Raw genomic sequence first — 17,619 nt, 5'->3', positions numbered from 1 at the left:
GACAATTGATAATTGATAATTGACAACGAACAACTGACTAAAGCAATTGACAATTGACAATTGATAATTGACAACGAACAACTGACAACTGACAACTGACAACTGACTAATGACTAATGACTAATGACCAATGACTACTAAACCCCGTGACGTGCAAATATTGCCCATTGGTACAAATACCATCGTATTGCGATCGCGCAGTTGGGCAAGATTACGATTTGAAATTGAATATGCTTTAGCTAAGGGAACAACGGCTAATTCTTATCTCATCCAAGGCGATAAAAATGCCCTGCTTGACCCCCCTGGCGAAACTTTTACCGAAATTTACCTGGAAGCTTTACAACAGCGGTTTGATGTCAAAAGTCTTGATTATGTAATTTTGGGTCATGTTAACCCCAACCGCGCCGCAACATTAAAGGCTTTACTAGAAATTGCCCCTCAAATTACCTTTGTTTGTTCTAACCCAGGGGCGATAAATTTACGCGCTGCTTTGGAAAATCAAGATTTACCAGTTTTGATTATGCGGGGGGAAGAAACCCTCGATTTAGGAAAAGGACATCATTTACAATTTATTCCCACTCCTAACCCCCGTTACGCTGACGAACTTTGTACATGGGACCCACAAACAAAAATTTTGTTTTCTGACAAATTATTTGGGGCGCATATTTGCGGAGATCAGGTATTTGATGAAGGTTGGGAAGTATTTAATGAAGATAGACGTTATTATTTTGACTGTTTAATGGCCCCTCATGCCAAACAAATCGAAACGGCTTTGGATAAATTGGCAGATTTGCCGGTGCGAATGTACGCTACTGGTCATGGTCCTCTAGTCCGCTATGGTTTAATTGAAATTACCAAAGGCTATCGGGAATGGACAAAGCAGCAAACTGCCGCTGATATGACTGTGGCTTTAATTTATGCTTCTGCTTATGGCAATACGGCAACTTTAGCACAGGCGATCGCTCGCGGCATTACTAAAGCTGGTGTTAATGTCGAATCTATCAATTGCGAATTTACCGAACCCGAAGAAATCAAAGCCGCAGTCGAAAAATCCGCTGGTTTTGTAATTGGTTCTCCCACGTTAGGTGGACATGCACCCACACCTGTGCAAACAGCTTTAGGAATCGTCCTCTCTACTGCGACTAATAATAAATTAGCCGGTGTGTTTGGTTCTTTTGGTTGGAGTGGAGAAGCAGTTGATTTAATCGAAGGTAAACTCAAAGACGCAGGTTACAGATTTGGTTTTGACACTATTCGCGTGAAATTCAAACCCAATGAAGTCACTTTACAAACCTGCGAAGAAGCGGGAACTGACTTCGCCCAAGCCTTGAAACGAGCGGCAAAAAAATCAGTTGTCGCTAAACAACCTGCAAGTAACGTAGAACAAGCAGTGGGGCGCATTGTTGGTTCTTTATGTGTAGTTACAGCTAAACAAGGAGAAGTCAGTACAGGAATGTTAGCTTCTTGGGTGACACAAGCCAGTTTTAATCCTCCTGGTTTAACTATTGCGGTAGCTAAAGACCGGGCTATGGAAATTATGACTTATAAAAATAACAAATTTGTAGTCAATATTTTGGCGGAAGGGAAGGAAATTCGGAAGCAATTTATGAAGGTTTACGCCCCCGGACAAGATAGATTTGCTGGTTTGGAAACTCAAGAAGCCAATAATGGCGGGATTATTCTCAATGGTGCTTTGGCTTACCTGGAGTGTTCTGTCCAAAGTCGTATGGAAGCCGGTGATCATTGGTTGGTTTATGCCACTGTTGATGATGGTAAGGTCTTAAATCAAGATGCTGTCACGGCGGTACATTATCGCAAATCTGCGAGTTATTATTAACACCTTACGTCTTAGCCCCTCTAGGATTAGATAGAGGGGTAATTTTTTTACGCTATGATGTAAAACGTCTGCTAATATTTTTAATCACTTTAAATAATGCTTGATTTTCAACAATTAGAACCTCAAATACCAAATCATCAAACACAAAATATTGAAATTGAACATATTAACACCCAACTATACCAGCACTTTGCTGATAAATTCTGCATAGAAGATGTCCTCAACCGCAAGATTGTTAGTTTTCAGGCTAATAAACTTAAACCTATTTACCGATGGTACAAATATAAAGAAGCTTTTTCTGCTTCATTAGTAGAATATTTACTAGATAAATATATAATCGAATCTGGCAAAATATTAGACCCTTTTGCTGGTAGTGGAACAACTTTATTTGCAGCTAGTAATATAGGATTAAATGCTGATGGAATTGAATTACTCTCTATTGGAAAAGAAATTATAAATACTAGGCTCATCTTAGAACAAGAATTTACAGTGGATGATTTCACAAAAATTTTATATTGGTCTAAAAATTGTCCTTGGGAGAAATCAAAAACTCAACAAAATATTCAAGAAATAAAAATTACGACAGGTGCATATCCTCAAGAGACATTAAACGAAATTCAAAAATATATCAGTGCTTACCAAGAGGAAAATTGCAGAGTCAAGCAAGTATTACAATTTGCACTATTATGTGTTTTGGAAGCAATTAGTTACACTCGCAAAGACGGGCAATATTTACGTTGGGATTATCGTTCTAGCCGTCAACAAGGTAATATACCTTTTAACAAAGGAGAAATTCTCAGCTTTAAACAGGCAATTAGTATTAAAATTAGGGAAATTTTAGCAGATATTCAAACTGGTAGTCAACAAGGTGAACTTTTTCCCAGTAAAACTAAACAAGGTGGGATTCGTTTGTTTACAGGTTCTAGCTTAGATATAATGCCACAATTGCCAAATTCTTATTATGATGTAATTCTTACTTCTCCTCCTTATTGCAACCGTTATGATTACACTAGAACTTATGCTTTAGAACTCGCTTTGTTAGGAGTAGGACAAGAGGAAATAGTTAATCTTAGACAACAAATGTTAAGTTGTACAGTTGAGAATAGACCGAAAGATTTATTAGCAATTAATTCTCAATGGTCAAATGCTATTTTGGCTACAGATCAGCAAAAATTACTCCAAGCAATTTTGCAATATTTGGAAGAACAAAAATCAAAAAACAATTAAATAATAATAATATTCCGAGAATGGTAAAAGGTTATTTTTATGAAATGGCTTGCATAATTTATGAATGTTATCGAGTCCTGAAACCACAAGGGCTGATGTTTATGATTAATGATAATGTGCGTTATGCTGGTGTGAGTATTTCAGTAGATATGATTTTATCGAATATAGCTGAGTATCTGGGATTTAAAGTAGAAAATATTTTAGTTTTACCTAATACTAAAGGTAATAGTAGCCAACAAATGGGAATACATGGACGTGATGCACTGAGAAAATGCGTTTATGTTTGGAGAAAAGTTTAATTTAATCAAATTAAGGTAACTAAAATTGGTATATAAAAATCATTTAAATACAGGTCTTGATTTAGTAACAGCTTATGAAAAAACTAGAGCTGGTTTTGTTGCTTTAGCTATTGAAAGAAACCGTCGGGCTACACCATTTATTGATCAAGCAAGAGTATTAAAAACTATTGCTTCTCAAGTTAATAGTCCTGCTGATTTAATTAATCTGGTAGAAATACAACCTGCTTTATTAGCTGCATCTGGAATTTCTGATAAAGCGGGAGGTTATTTACAACCACATGATAAAATACAAGCTATTCAAGGGTTAATTAAGGAGTTTTTAGAACCAGCAGGTTCAGATTTTGTAGAAGAATTAGTTTATAGATTTTTGCTAACAAGAGGAGATACGCTAGGTGGTTCAATGAGAAATGTAGGTGGAGTGTTAGCACAGCGTAAATTAACTCGCGCAATTTTGGCTAATCTTGCACTTGCTAGTATTCCTTATTATTGGTTACATTCTACAACTAAAACATGGATTCCGATGACAGAACAAGATGCAGGAATAGATTTATATGTGAAGGGTTTAAGTTGGTCTGTTGGCAATAAAAATAGAACAATAATTTATAATCTGACAGTTCCTTTAGTCAAAAGTAATATTGATGTTTGTCTTTTCAACTGTGGTTATCAAGAAATTTCTCCAACAACTTATAAAATTCCCAATCTTTATATTGCACTGGGGGAATTAAAAGGAGGAATTGATCCTGCTGGTGCTGATGAACATTGGAAAACAGCGAGAACTGCTTTATCTCGAATATGGAGGGCATTTTCTCAAGTTGAGTTGTCACCACATACATTTTTCATTGGTGCAGCTATTGAAAAACGTATGGCTGAGGAAATATGGAATGATTTAGAATCTGGTAAATTGAGCAATGCTGCTAATATGACAAATGATACTCAAGTTGACTCGATCTGTCACTGGTTAATCAGTTTATAGGATTTTCAAAAAACTTCTTCTACTCTCTATTAGCGATTGAAACCGTTTTCAGGGGTGATAATTACGCCATTAAAAGTAGTGTATTGCAATTTCTCTTACTCCCTATTAGGGATTGAAACAGTGCTGAATTTGAGATTGATCCTACATTAATGGATTGCAATTTCTCTACATCCTTAAATCCTGATTCAGACGACTTCTCTAACTAACAACTTACGTTAATAGGTGATAGGTCAGGACTTACGCAAAATATCTCTCAAGGTCTCTTTTCTCTATGAACTCTGCGCCTGGAGTGGTTAATTTTTCCGTAAAGTATGCGTAAATCCTCTCAATGATAAAATCTCAGTCTTAATCCTGTACATCCTTAAATCCTGTAAATCCTGATTCTGACAATTTTCCTACTTTAAAACTCGTTTATAAGAATTTATACAACTCTTACTAGGGAATAAACAAACAAATTATTGTAAACTAATAATAAGCAATATAAAGAATTATAAAGTTAATCATCAATGTCAAATATTACTGATACCAAAAAACAATCCCGTATCATCGTTATCGGTGCGGGTATAGGTGGACTCACAGCCGCAGCATTATTAGCCCACAGAGGTCATAGTGTGCTTATCCTCGACCAAGCAATAGTTCCCGGAGGTTGTGCTTCCACCTTCAAACGTCAAGGATTTATCTTTGATGTTGGCGCGACACAAGTTGCAGGTTTAGAAGCAGGGGGAATTCATCACCGCATTTTCTCAGAATTAAATATAGAATTACCCGCAGCTACACCTTGTGACCCAGCTTGTGCGGTATATCTACCAGGAGAATCTACACCAATTAATGTCTGGCGTGATCCTCAAAAATGGCAACAAGAACGCCAAAAACAGTTTCCTGGTAGTGAACCATTTTGGCAATTATTAACAACCTTATTTAAAGCTAGTTGGGAATTTCAAGGACGTGATCCTGTTTTACCACCGCGGAATTTATGGGATTTAGGACAATTAATCAAAGCTGTGCGTCCAAATACATTGATTACCGCACCTTTCACATTATTTACTGTCGGTGATGCTTTGCGGTTGTGTGGTTTAGGAAATAACCAGCGACTGCGGACATTTTTAGATTTACAACTGAAATTATATTCTCAAGTTAGTGCCGAAGAAACAGCTTTACTTTATGCAGCCACAGCCTTGAGTGTATCCCAATTACCCCAAGGATTATTTCATCTGCAAGGAAGTATGCAAGTATTGAGCGATCGCTTGGTAGAATCCTTAGAAAGAGATGGTGGTAAATTATTAATGCGCCACACCGTCGAAAAAATTCAAGTTGAAAATAACCAAGCCAAAGCCGTAGTTATTAAAAATCAAAAAACCGGGGAAACTTGGACAGAATCAGCAGATCATATAATTGCTAACGTTACTGTTCAGAACTTAGTTCAACTATTAGGAGAAAAAGCACCTTCTGGATATAAACAAAGAGTAGAAAAACTCCCACCAGCTTCCGGTGCATTTGTTGTTTATTTAGGTGTAGAAAAAAGTGCAATTCCCCCTAATTGTCCACCTCATTTACAATTTTTATATGATATTAATAAACCCATTGGTGAAAATAATTCTCTGTTTGTATCTGTGAGTTATGAAGGAGATGGCCGCGCACCATTAGGAAAAGCCACAATTATTGCTTCTTCCTTTGTTGATTTTACTCCCTGGTGGGAAACACAAGATTATGAAAGTTTAAAACAAAAATTCACTCAAGAAGCAATATCCAAACTTTCTGAATATTTCTATCTAAAACCAGAAACTATCATTTATGTAGAAGCAGCCACACCCTGCACTTTTGCTCATTATACAGGCAGAAAATCGGGTATTGTTGGCGGTATTGGTCAAAGAATTCCTACTTTTGGACCCTTTGGTTTTGCTAATAGAACACCTATTAATAATTTATGGTTAGTTGGTGATTCTACTCATCCTGGAGAAGGAACTGCGGGGGTGAGTTATTCAGCTTTGACAGTAGTTAGACAAATTCAAGATTTTGTCTCACGCAGAGGCGCAGAGAACGCGGAGAATTAGATGAGGATGTTGCTAAATTTAAGTATGAAATTGAAAAATCAAAGATTCCTCACTTTGCGCCTTTGCGTGAGACTAATTCATACTTAAAATTAGCAAAGTGATAAATTAATTAGGGCTGGCTGAAGGCTCAACTTCTTCCATGATTGGTGTTTGTTCAGGAATAGATTCCATAGACGGACTAGGTGGTGATTTAGGAGTCATAAATTGTCGCCAAGTTTTAATTTGTTCTTGAGCATCCGTATAAGCACCACTACCACGAGGAATTAACTTGGCTGTATCAATGGCTCTGGCAACATCCACTTCACTTTGAGAACGTGCCATTTGTAACAATTGTTGACTCCATTGGTCAATAGCAATATTCACATCTAAACGTAAAACATTACGACTAGATACCCGATTTGCCAACTGGATAGCTTGAACTAAAGCGTCCGGTGTACCAGCAACAGCGACTTGCCTGGCTTTCTGCCAACTATCTTTGGCACGGATTTGCTCTTGCCAACTATCTATAGCTGTTTGGGCTTCACCAGATAAAGCGCGTCCTGATGAGGCAATTTTTTGGGCTTCACTAATAGCAGTTGTTAAACTACCGCTGTCTGCTAAGGCTTTAGCTTGATCTAAATATGGTTGATCTTGAATACGTTCAATTGTTGCTGTCCATTGTCTAATCTTTTTTCTAGCTTCTGGATATAATGCTCGACCAGAACGAATCTGACTAGCTTCAGCGATCGCTGTTTGTAATGAGCTAACATCTTCATTAATAGCTATTTGTTCAGCCCGATCTAAATATGGTCTATCTTCAATAGATTCCACTTGACCCCGCCAGCGCCCCATTTCTTGACGTGCTTCTGTAGCGCGAGGATTACTCCCAGGAATTAGCTGTACTTCGGAAATAGCTGCTGTTAAATCATTAACTGTGCCTTGACTGGCTAAATTCCGGGCTTTTTCTAACCGAGAAACATCTTCAATTTCCAATTGCCAACGAGCAATTAATTGTTGTGCTTCATTATAAACATCCCTAGAAGCATCTATTTGTTGCGCTTGAGAAATTGCTGTTTCTAACCCAGCCACAGTTCCAATATAGGCGCTTCTTTTGGCCTCACCTAAAATAATAAAATCATCAACTTCAGCTTGTAGTTCAGGAATAGGGGGGATTTGGCGGGCAATTTCCAAGGCTGTATCGGCATCTCGCTCTCTCATTTTAGCTTGTGCCAGTGTGAGCATTTTTTGAGCAAATCCAGATATTAACTCTTGTGCTTTTTGATATAGATAACTTTCTGGTTTAATTGACTCAGCTAGTTTAATAGCATTGAGTAAATTATCCACACTTCGACTTCTGGCTAAATTTTCGGCTTTGTAAAGTTTATCCCCGTCTTCCCTGGCCGTGACAATAATGTTATTTAATTGGTCATATTTAGTAGTTGACCAGTATTTGTTATTTACCCGCAATAATTTAGCGGTGAGCATAAAAGCCGATTGCCAATTTCTTTGACGCAGTTCTTTTTCGGCATCTTGGTAGATTTCTTCAGCCTGTGACCAAATCAACTGCCATTTTTCAATTTGTGCTTCTACTAGTTGACCAACTGTGACATCAGCAGGAATTTGACGGGCTGTCTTGATTGCTTCCTCCAAATTCCCCGTCTGAAAACTCTCATCAGCCAGCTTGAGAATATCCCGTGACCACTCCTCCAACAAACGATTAATTTCGCTCCGGAGAGGATGATTATCTGGTAATTGTTTAACTAGAGCGATCGCTTGCAACAAATCATTAATTGTTTGTTTAGAAGCCGCCAACTGAGCGCAGTGCATCCTCACTGACGCACTGGCCAAAGGCCAAAAAATCTGTGGACAATTAGGAGCAGAGGGCAGTTTAAACAGCATAGATATTGCCATAAAACCCATACTCCCAGGCACTAAAGTTAGTATTACCGCCCACAGTACCCAGTTTTTCATCCAGTGTGGCAGTTTCTCAGTTATTAGTCCGAGATTAAAAGCAGCTTCCGAATCATTATTTATAGACAAATCCGCCCCATCTTGTTTTTTTCTTTTCTTCACTGACTTAACATTAGAACCAATAGCAGCGGTATCCGTATTTTGATGATTTTCTATGTAGTTGTGCTTCCGCCCAATTGGTTCTCCTACTTGATCCGCAGACCAATTATCTGGAATATCCCGCTCTGTCATTGCTCACACCACACTAAATGAATAGCGATCTTTTACAGGTAGATCGATCTAGATAATTTTATGTTGGCTATCCTAACTTTCCCATCAATAAAAAGCTATCCTTGGCATTTACCACTCCCATCAATAACATTACTGTTTTTTGGTTTGAGTATGACTAGTTACATTAACCAGAAATTGCAGATTCTTTTTGCAAATCAACAATTAACTGAGTTAAATGATCACTACTGGCCTGATAAACATTACCGCAAAAGTCACAAATTGCTTCTGCACCATCATCTTTAACAATCATGTCTTGCAGTTCCGCTTCGCCTAATATTTTCAGCGCCCCTAGTACCCGATCAAAAGAGCAGCCACAATGAAAGCGTAACATCTGAGTTTCGGGAAATATGTTCAATCCCATATCTCCTAACAAATCATTAAAGATTTCTGTCAGTGTTTTACCAGCTTGGAGTAATGGTGTAAACCCTGATAAAGCCGAAACCCGTGATTCTAATATGGCTACTAGCTCTTCATCTCTAGCAGCTTTGGGTAACACTTGTATCAATATTCCTCCAGATGCTGTTACTCCCTCTTGTCCCACAAATACACCTAAAACTAAAGCTGAAGGAGTCTGTTCGGAACTAACCAAGTAGTGAGCAACATCGTCACCTATTTCCCCAGAAACCAGTTCTACCGTACTAGAGTAAGGGTAGCCATAGCCAATATCGCGGACTACATAAAGATAGCCTTTACCGACTGCACCCCCAACATCTAATTTACCCAGATCATTGGGTGGCAATTCTACCGATGGATTACCCACATAGCCCCTAACTGTGCCATCTAAGCCCGCATCTACCAGTATACCACCTAAAAGGCCATCCCCCTTAACTCGAACATTAACCCTAGAACCTACCCGTTTCATACTTGAAGCCATTAACAAACCCGCAGTCATAGTTCTTCCTAGTGCTGCTGTAGCCACATAAGAAAGTTTATGGCGTTGTCTAGCTTCTTCTGTTAACCGGGTGGTAATCACACCTACTGCTTTAATACCACCATCAGCCGCAGTGGCACGAATTAATTGATCTGCCATGAAAAACCTTACAATTCTTTACAAGGTGACTTTTATATTTTAGGTTGTTTCGTGACTAGGGGAAAAGGGGGCAGTTTAATAATTGACAATTGACAATTGACAATTGACAACGGACAACTAACAACAGCCCTTCTAAAGCAGAGATTAATACATCTCTTAAATTGACAATTGACAACTGACAACTGACAACTAACAACGGACAACTGACAACTGACAATTGACAACTGACAACTAACAACTGACAATTATCATGCTAGGTAAATTTCAGAAAAGCCAAATCCGCATCGAAATTGAAGCATCAGCCGATGCTATTCATGACAGTATTCTTCATCCGGAGCAACTGAAAAAATGGCTGTTGGGACAACGTTTCCCCTCAGAAATGCCCACAGAACTGCCACCAGGATTCGAGTTCACCACCTGGACAGGACCTGTATCCATTCATCATCGAGTAGAAATAGTCAAACCCAACTGTTTACGCTTACTACTTAGTGGAGGTATAGATGGCTTTCACGAATGGTATTGGGGAGAAGGTTGGGTACAATCCCGTTTAGAAGGCATATCCATCTTACCCTTAAATTTAGGACAAACCCTGAGTTTAGTCAGCTTACGTCAGTTCTTAGCCGCAAGCAAAGGGTAATTCATGAATTACCCCTACCAATTCCTCCTCTCCGTGCCTCTGCGACGGCAGTCACTCATGGGGAAACCCCCAAGACCGCGCTGCCTCGCCTCTGCGTGAGAAAAAAATTACATAAAAACTAAAACATCCATAAAAGCACTCCCCCCGTCGCTAAAACGCAGACAATACCTGTTAACCCCGCAAGGGGTTTTTTATTTATCCCTGTCACCCATTCAGAAACTTTATCTGTGTAGGTAATTAATCCTGCTGTATCTATTGTCGCGATCGCCCATACCCAACCCGCATGAAGTCCCCAAGCTATCCCTAAGTTATTCCCATCAGCTAATCTGGCTAATACTAATACCATCCCCATCAACCATAGTCCAGGCAGTTGAGGAATAGTTTCTTTTTGTTCCCATACTAAATGTAAGACAGCAAAAATCAAGCTAGAAGTAATTGCCGCTAACCAAATTGAGTAATTCTGTTCTAACTGAGTTAATAAAAAGCCCCGAAATACAAGTTCTTCTATTCCCCCCACAAACAAAGCCACCAAGGAAATAGTTAATAAACTAGATGGTATTAACTGGAGATGGGATTTTTCTAAATAGCACCAACCAGCAGCAATTTGACCACAGAATACTATAGCTAGACTCAAGACTCCCAAGCTAAAACCCAGGAATAAAGAACCCAAAATACTAACTTTCCCTACTAATCCATAATCAGGGAAAGAACCCAATTTCAACCATTGAAATCCCCACAGAATTAGGGGAACTAATAAATAAAGAGATAGCAATAAAGGAATTTTTTGCTCTGTTTGTAAAGATTTGTTAATTTGCCATTTAAAGACAAGAGCTAAAATTGCTACTAATGGCAACCAACAACCTACCCAGACAATAAAAAAGCCACGACTAAAAATACTGGTGTATTTTTAAGATACTCCAGCAAAGTATTGGCCGATGGCTCTAAAAATGAGAGTGAAATAGACATAAGAAACATGACTAACTTCCCACAAAAATAGATTGCTTGATTAATAATCAAGACTCTACTAGAATTTGTGACTTATGGAAGCAGCCAAATCGTTTTTTATGTCTTTATTTCACCTTAATTCTTTAACTACTGCTATTAGTTAGCCGTAGCTTTAGGGATAAATTACTCAGATCAGTGAAAAATTTATTCTTCTGCGTCTGATTCATCAGCTTCATTATCTGACGGAGTTAATTGTTTGTCACTTTCACCAAGCTGAATCAAGTGAATATGTTTGTAACCTAGTCTAATTTCAAATTCATCACCAGGCTTTAAGCCCATAGCTTTAGTGTAAGTTGCACCAATCACGATTTGACCGTTCTGATGTACACTTACCCGATATGTCGGTTCGCGTCCACGTCCATCTTTGGGTGCTTCTGGGCTGAGAGGAATGCCTCTTGCTGACAATAAAGCATCATAAAAATCTGTGAGATTAACCCGAACCTGGCTATTTTTAGTAACGGTGTAATAACCACATTGCTTTGCTCTTTCCCGACGTGGTAAAGTCGAAAGTTCTTTAACTTTCGCCAGCAGTGCTTTTCCTGTTAATGGGGCAGTTGCAGTTTCAGTCATTATGCTCTAATTTTCCTTAATCTCTTCAAACTGATCAATAATGTCGTTGTCCTCTGATTCCAGCATGGAGCAATAAGCGCCACTAGACCTCAGACACTGACAGACGTAAGGGTGTTGGGTGAATTCCTGCTGAAATGAAAGCAACAAGGGACTCTATCATAGTTGTCTATAATAGGGTTTTAAGTCATAGTTGCCACAAACATTAATTTCAGTGATTTTACTGCGTTTTTAACCATCATTGGCCATCAGAAATTAAATTATTTTCTCTTTGGTCTACTGAGTGCGGTGTAACTTCAAGCCACCGTTACAAATCAGGTTAGTTCTACTCCAAAAAAGTTAAGACAGCCCGGTATTGGGGTTTCTCCAAATAGAGGAACTGCCGCGTAGAGTCAATAAAATACAGGTTTTTCACATTCAATGCTAATCTTTCTTGTCGTTGATTTTTAGACTTATGCCTAATCCTCATCTTTAGCTAAAGACAGCATAGTATTTGTATGTGGTCTAACGGACATACACCCTTTTATTCTGCCAGTAGAGACATGAATTTTCTAGTCTCTACATTACGAAAAAACCGAGAAGTATTAGCCGTGCTTATGCGGTTATTGTTCCTGATTTTGTTACTTCGTAATTTTCTATTAAATACTAGCATGAAATAATAATAGCAAAATATTTTTTGAATTTTAAATTCAAATTCCCGATAAATTTTGATCTAAATCCCTGGAGTTGAGGATGTAAAAAGCAGTGGAGATTTTCCTGGGGCTAGATGCTGTGATAAGGATGATGTCAAGACTTTTATAAAAGTTAATCTAATTCGGGCTAGTTTTCTGGGAATGAGTGGGTTAAATTCTAGAATTTTTATGGCTTCACCACCTAAGCTATCAATGACTAGAGACAAAAAGCGGGGGAGAAAATCTCTATTGTTTATCACCATCAAATCCAAAGCGGCCATTAGATTATGCACGTCTGTCTAGGGGAAGAATAAATTTACCACATCTATCATCTGTTTGATAGCTACTAGCAGAGATGTTCACTAGCTTTAACACTTCTACATATTTGAAGATGTAGAATTTTTCTATCTAGGGCTTGACGAAAGAGGTCTTAAGTGTCAAGGATGAAGGGTAAAGGCTGAAGGATGCTGGAGACTCAAGGATAAAAGAAAACTTATTTTTATACCTTACGCTTCCAACTTCATCTTTCCCTATCCTCATAATTTTTGAGGAAGGTGAGTCAATTTCAAGACTGGGATTGGTAATAATGGAAGTTATTTTTAAGATTACTCGACAACAACAAAATTCTTACCCTGTTTTAAAATCCTACCTTTTGCAGGTAGAACCAGGTAATACTATCTTGGATTGTCTTAATCAGATTAAGTGGGAGCAAGATGGAACTTTAGCATTTCGCAAAAACTGCCGCAATACAATTTGTGGTAGCTGTGCGATGAGGATTAATGGCCGTTCTGCTTTGGCTTGTAAGGAAAATGTGGGTAGTGAACTGGCCAGACTAGAAAAAATCTCATCATCTCTAAATCAGTCTCAGACTATTCCAGAAATTACAGTCGCACCTTTAGGGAACATGACTGTAATTAAAGATTTGGTTGTAGATATGAGTAGTTTTTGGAATAATTTGGAGACAGTTGCTCCTTATGTAAGTACAGCAGGTAGACAAGTTCCAGAAAGAGAGTTTTTACAAACGCCACAAGAGCGATCGCTCCTTGATCAAACTGGCAATTGTATTATGTGTGGGGCTTGTTATTCTGAATGTAATGCTCTGGAAGTTAATCCTGAGTTTGTTGGTCCCCATGCTCTGGCGAAAGCATATCGCATGGTAACAGATTCTCGTGATAATAACACAGAAGAACGATTAGAAAACTATAGTCAAGGAACTCAAGGCGTTTGGGGTTGTACTCGTTGTCTTTACTGTGATTCGGTTTGTCCAATGGAAGTTGCCCCATTAGAGCAAATTACCAAAATTAAACAGGAAATTCTCGAACGTAAAGAGAAGAGTGACAGTCGGGCAATTCGCCACCGCAAAGTTTTAGTAGACTTAGTAAAACAAGGTGGTTGGATTGATGAACGCCAATTTGGTATTCAGGTAGTTGGTAATTACTTCCGCGATCTTCAAGGATTACTTAGTCTTGCACCTTTGGGTTTAAGAATGCTGGCGCGAGGTAAATTTCCCCTTTCCTTTGAACCCTCTCAAGGAACTCAACAAGTGCGATCGCTCATCGAATCTGTACAAAAAACCGATTAATATATTTTCAATTCTGGGCGCAAGCCCTGCGCCCCTACTTAACTCTTTCTTTTTCCTTCTTCCTTCTTTTTCCTGTCACCTGTCACCTGTCACCTGTCACCTGCTTAACTTGGCTCTTGAGGAATATTCAATTTTTGCCCAAACCGATCATAAACCAAAACATCCCATTGTCCATTATTACTATACTCAAAGGCAATTCTACTACCATCAGCACTAATTGTCGGATTGCGAACTTCTCCTTGCAGATTACCAGTTAAATTCCGTGATTGGCGCACATCTCTATCATAAAAAATAATATTGGCTCGACCTTCACGACTAGCTGTAAAGACAATAAATTTACCATTTTCAGAAGCCGCAGGATGAGAAGCAATCATATCGAAGGAATTTAAACCAGGTAAATCTACCAAATTCCGAGTTACCGTATCAAACATATATACATCTTGACTACCCCTCCGATCAGTAGTAAACACAAGATATCTCCCAGAAATTTGGGGGTTTAATTCCGACGCAAAACTGTTGAGACTCCTTCCACCAGGATCAAAAGGGTAACTTAGTAAACGCGGATAACCAAAACACCCAGTTAAGAGAATTGAGCATAGAAATAAAATAATTGAGAATTTATAATTCATTTAGAGAAGAGGCAACAGGCAAAAATAGAAGTTTTTTTAATTGTCAATTGTCAATTGTCAATTGTCAATTGTCAATTGTCAATTGTCAATTTTTACCGTTGCACCATTAGGAATATCTAACTCAATCGTCGGTCCGCGATCTAAAACTTCAATATCCCATTGTCCGCGACTAGAGGATTCAAAGACAACATAACGCCCGTCAGGACTGATACTAGGATTTCTCACCCAAGCACGATAGCTAGGAGTAAGGATTTGTGATCTTTGCGAAGCGCGATCGTATAGTGCAACCACAGGTCTACCTTGATCACTGGTAATATAACAAATATAGCGACCTGTATAACTTAGACTAGGACTTTCCGCGATCGCTGATTGTCGGTTTAAACCTGGTGTAGAAATAAAACTTTGACTTTCTAAATCGTATACCAACAACTGCTGATGACGAGAACGATTAGATATAAATGCCAAAAAACGTCCATTTCCACTTAACGCAGGTTGTTCTTCAGCATATCGGCTGTTCAGAGAAGTTACTCCCGTCGGGATATTATCAGCCGCACAAGATATCAGCAAACTTGTCAAACCAAAAATTAGGCTCCAATAAATTGATTTTTGGAGCCAAAAACTAGGTGTAAATGTTTTCACATCACTCTTTTCCGTCGCCCACCCCAAAAAGTTCTAAATGTCGTCATCAAAATCGGTATTATCTGGCTCGTTATTTGACTTATTAATGGGATTATAAGGTACATATTCAGTTGGTATCGCCTCATCATCATCCTGTCTTCTAGGAGGCACTGAATCTCTAGGTGGACGACGCTTTCTCGGTCTAGGAGTAGGAGCAACATCATCCTCACGGCTGACATCACGGTTTCCCGTTGACTGAGGTCTACTATTACCGCTATTACTACGACGTGATGGTTTTCTTACTTGTTCTTGAGAACTTTCCCAATCATCAACTTCTCTGGACGCAGAACCCCAATTTTCATCATCTACATCACTCCCATTTGGACGACTGACTGAACGCCCAGAATTAGGACGACGCTTTCTTTCTGATGTATCTGGTTTTTCCCTAGTCCGTGCGTTTGGTGAACTGCGTGGTGGTTGGGCTTCATAATAATCATCACGGGGAGAACGTTCATCTCGACTACCGCGAATTCTTGGACGTGGAGGGGCTTCCTCTTCTTCATAAGGTAGCGGTTCTAAATCTGCATCCATCTCCGCTTGATAATTACGTCGATCCGAATAAGAGTATTTTCTACTTACCTCTCGCTCATCATCCACAATAGGAGTATTCCGTTTCGCTTGTTGAGTCGCAATACTCCGCAGACGAATACTTTCAACAGCAAAAAATACTGTAGAACCTACCAATAATAACTGACCAAATTGCAAAATGGGGTCAAGCCGCCATCCTTGGAAAACAAGAATAAAGCCGCACAATAACCCAACCGCTGCAAAAAATATGTCTTGATCTCTTGAAAGTTCTGGACGGACAGAACGCAGAAAATACAATGCTGCTCCAGCTACAGCCAGGAAAATTCCGAGAATACTGGCTGAGTTCGCTCCAAAATTTACCTGAGCTAAAACACTGGCTGAATTCAGCCCAAAATTAATCATGAGTGTTTTCCTAATATCAAATCTATGTTAGCGAGTTACATTTACTATCACTACTTTAACTAGTCACAATATTATTGAAGAAGAATCAGGGAGTTCAGAACTATAGCTTACACTATGGTGCATTGTCAGAAGAAAGCTCAGAACTCCTCCCCAATCCCCAGTCCCTAGTCCCCCAATCCCCAATCCCTAAAAATTAAAAACGCTGGATTTTATCTTTTTGGCTAATGAAAATTAGACCAATAGTAGCTGGGATTACCACAATCGCAGTACCCCAAACCAGACTCCAAAGAAAATTTGCTAAAGAGGGTGTCATAGTTCTCAACCTTTTTTTACACAGTTCATTCTTATTTTAATCTTGTATCACTTTCTTGGAAAGTAGACCAGGATTATATATCTAACTTGGTATCTACTTGATTTTTGCTCTCAAGTCAATAACTTTGTTTTTCTATTCTCACAACAAAATGACACCATTTGGTTAAAATTGAAGAAAGAATACGTTACAAAGCTTAAAGTTTTTCAACTTGCGCTCAAGTTTTGGATTTTCTCACAGATAGTAGCTAAACAAAATGACTGGTGTTAACTTGACGACTTGGATTCTTGGCCCCGTGTTGGGGGTGATGACGTTTTTGTTTATTTTCCGCATTATTTTGACCTGGTATCCCCAAATCAATCTCAATCGTCTGCCTTTTAATCTCATCGCTTGGCCGACTGAACCCTTTTTAATCCCGTCACGGAAGTTAATACAGCCTATTGGCGGTGTAGATATTACTCCCATTTTATGGGTAGGTATTTTCAGCTTCATTCGGGAAATTTTACTAGGCCAGCAAGGATTACTGACCATGTTATACAGGCAATAGGGAGCAGGGAGCAGGGGGGCAGGGAGCAGGGAGCAGGGAGCAGGGAGCAGGGAGCAGGGGAGCAGGGGAGCAGAGGAGCAGAGGAGTAGGGAAAACTTCTTAACAACTGACAACTGACAACTGACAACTGACAACTGACAACTGACAACTGACAACTAACAACTGACAACTGACAACTGACAGCTGACAACTGACAACTGACAACTGACAACTGACAACTGACAACTGACAACTGACAACTGACAACTGACAACTGACAACTGACAACTGACAACTGACAACTAACAACTGACAACTGACAACTGACAGCTGACAACTGACGACTGACAACTGACAACTGACGACTGACAACTGACAACTGACCAATTACAGCGTTTTCATATCCTGGACAAAGCCTGTGTGAATATTACCTTGCAAAAATTGCGG

Annotated in this window: 16 protein-coding genes and 1 pseudogene; 8 read left to right on the top strand and 9 right to left on the bottom strand. The window is 39.0% G+C overall.

The window, feature by feature from the left end; translation table 11 throughout:
* Positions 1-130 precede the first annotated feature (130 nt).
* The 5 genes from FJR38_RS04375 to crtD all read left to right on the top strand — a co-directional run bounded on the left by FJR38_RS04375 (position 131) and on the right by crtD (position 6,387).
* The gene (locus FJR38_RS04375) at positions 131-1,837 is read left to right on the top strand and encodes a diflavin flavoprotein (protein WP_168492411.1); all 1,707 of its coding nucleotides are present in this window, start codon (positions 131-133) and stop codon (positions 1,835-1,837) included.
* Positions 1,838-1,933: 96 nt separating this feature from the next.
* Positions 1,934-3,064 carry a DNA methyltransferase gene (locus FJR38_RS04370; protein ID WP_254449351.1) on the top strand — a complete coding sequence of 377 codons (1,131 nt, stop codon included), beginning with the start codon at positions 1,934-1,936 and terminating at the stop codon, positions 3,062-3,064.
* Between the two features lie 20 nt (positions 3,065-3,084).
* On the top strand, positions 3,085-3,363 hold the full coding sequence (locus tag FJR38_RS28145; RefSeq protein ID WP_254449350.1) for a hypothetical protein: 279 nt from the start codon (positions 3,085-3,087) through the stop codon (positions 3,361-3,363).
* Between the two features lie 25 nt (positions 3,364-3,388).
* Complete coding sequence (locus tag FJR38_RS04365; RefSeq protein ID WP_168492415.1) at positions 3,389-4,336, top strand: AvaI/BsoBI family type II restriction endonuclease; 948 nt, start codon at positions 3,389-3,391, stop codon at positions 4,334-4,336.
* 506 nt (positions 4,337-4,842) lie between these two features.
* Complete coding sequence (gene crtD, locus FJR38_RS04360) at positions 4,843-6,387, top strand: C-3',4' desaturase CrtD (RefSeq protein ID WP_168535664.1); 1,545 nt, start codon at positions 4,843-4,845, stop codon at positions 6,385-6,387.
* A 105-nt stretch (positions 6,388-6,492) separates the two neighbouring features.
* Here the strand turns inward: crtD and FJR38_RS04355 are convergent, their stop codons facing one another.
* On the bottom strand, positions 6,493-8,568 hold the full coding sequence (locus FJR38_RS04355; protein ID WP_168492419.1) for a chromosome segregation ATPase: 2,076 nt from the start codon (positions 8,566-8,568) through the stop codon (positions 6,493-6,495).
* A 163-nt stretch (positions 8,569-8,731) separates the two neighbouring features.
* Positions 8,732-9,637, bottom strand: coding sequence for an Hsp33 family molecular chaperone HslO (gene hslO, locus FJR38_RS04350; protein ID WP_168492421.1), 906 nt, complete (start codon positions 9,635-9,637; stop codon positions 8,732-8,734).
* Between the two features lie 250 nt (positions 9,638-9,887).
* Here hslO and FJR38_RS04345 point away from each other — a divergent pair, with 250 nt between their 5' ends.
* Positions 9,888-10,274, top strand: coding sequence for a hypothetical protein (locus tag FJR38_RS04345; protein WP_168492423.1), 387 nt, complete (start codon positions 9,888-9,890; stop codon positions 10,272-10,274).
* 118 nt (positions 10,275-10,392) lie between these two features.
* Here the strand turns inward: FJR38_RS04345 and FJR38_RS04340 are convergent.
* The 3 genes and pseudogenes from FJR38_RS04340 to FJR38_RS04330 form a co-directional block, all read right to left on the bottom strand.
* Positions 10,393-11,249, bottom strand: a pseudogene (locus FJR38_RS04340) (lysostaphin resistance A-like protein).
* Between the two features lie 174 nt (positions 11,250-11,423).
* Positions 11,424-11,849, bottom strand: coding sequence for an AbrB family transcriptional regulator (locus tag FJR38_RS04335; protein ID WP_168492425.1), 426 nt, complete (start codon positions 11,847-11,849; stop codon positions 11,424-11,426).
* 709 nt (positions 11,850-12,558) lie between these two features.
* The gene (locus FJR38_RS04330) at positions 12,559-12,798 is read right to left on the bottom strand and encodes a hypothetical protein (protein WP_168492426.1); all 240 of its coding nucleotides are present in this window, start codon (positions 12,796-12,798) and stop codon (positions 12,559-12,561) included.
* A 305-nt stretch (positions 12,799-13,103) separates the two neighbouring features.
* Here FJR38_RS04330 and FJR38_RS04325 point away from each other — a divergent pair, with 305 nt between their 5' ends.
* Positions 13,104-14,099 (top strand): succinate dehydrogenase/fumarate reductase iron-sulfur subunit, encoded by a 996-nt coding sequence (locus FJR38_RS04325; protein WP_168535662.1) that lies wholly within the window; start codon positions 13,104-13,106, stop codon positions 14,097-14,099.
* 104 nt (positions 14,100-14,203) lie between these two features.
* On the opposite strand, the gene FJR38_RS04320 is transcribed toward FJR38_RS04325, so the two are convergent.
* From FJR38_RS04320 to psbX, 4 genes are all read right to left on the bottom strand, one after another.
* Positions 14,204-14,728, bottom strand: coding sequence for a PD40 domain-containing protein (locus FJR38_RS04320; RefSeq protein ID WP_168535660.1), 525 nt, complete (start codon positions 14,726-14,728; stop codon positions 14,204-14,206).
* Between the two features lie 78 nt (positions 14,729-14,806).
* Positions 14,807-15,367, bottom strand: coding sequence for a PD40 domain-containing protein (locus FJR38_RS04315; protein ID WP_168535658.1), 561 nt, complete (start codon positions 15,365-15,367; stop codon positions 14,807-14,809).
* Between the two features lie 33 nt (positions 15,368-15,400).
* Positions 15,401-16,336 (bottom strand): Ycf66 family protein, encoded by a 936-nt coding sequence (locus FJR38_RS04310; RefSeq protein ID WP_168535656.1) that lies wholly within the window; start codon positions 16,334-16,336, stop codon positions 15,401-15,403.
* Between the two features lie 193 nt (positions 16,337-16,529).
* Positions 16,530-16,649 carry a photosystem II reaction center X protein gene (psbX, locus tag FJR38_RS04305; RefSeq protein WP_096669626.1) on the bottom strand — a complete coding sequence of 40 codons (120 nt, stop codon included), beginning with the start codon at positions 16,647-16,649 and terminating at the stop codon, positions 16,530-16,532.
* 253 nt (positions 16,650-16,902) lie between these two features.
* Here psbX and FJR38_RS04300 point away from each other — a divergent pair, with 253 nt between their 5' ends.
* Positions 16,903-17,193: a YggT family protein gene (locus FJR38_RS04300; protein ID WP_168492435.1), complete on the top strand. Its 291-nt coding sequence runs from the start codon at positions 16,903-16,905 to the stop codon at positions 17,191-17,193.
* Positions 17,194-17,619 lie beyond the last annotated feature (426 nt).

This window comes from Anabaena sp. UHCC 0253, assembly GCF_009712085.1.
In the GTDB taxonomy this organism is placed as follows: Bacteria; Cyanobacteriota; Cyanobacteriia; order Cyanobacteriales; family Nostocaceae; genus Dolichospermum.
Note: the sequence above shows the minus strand (reverse complement) of the source record. Positions and strands in the feature narration are given on the sequence as shown.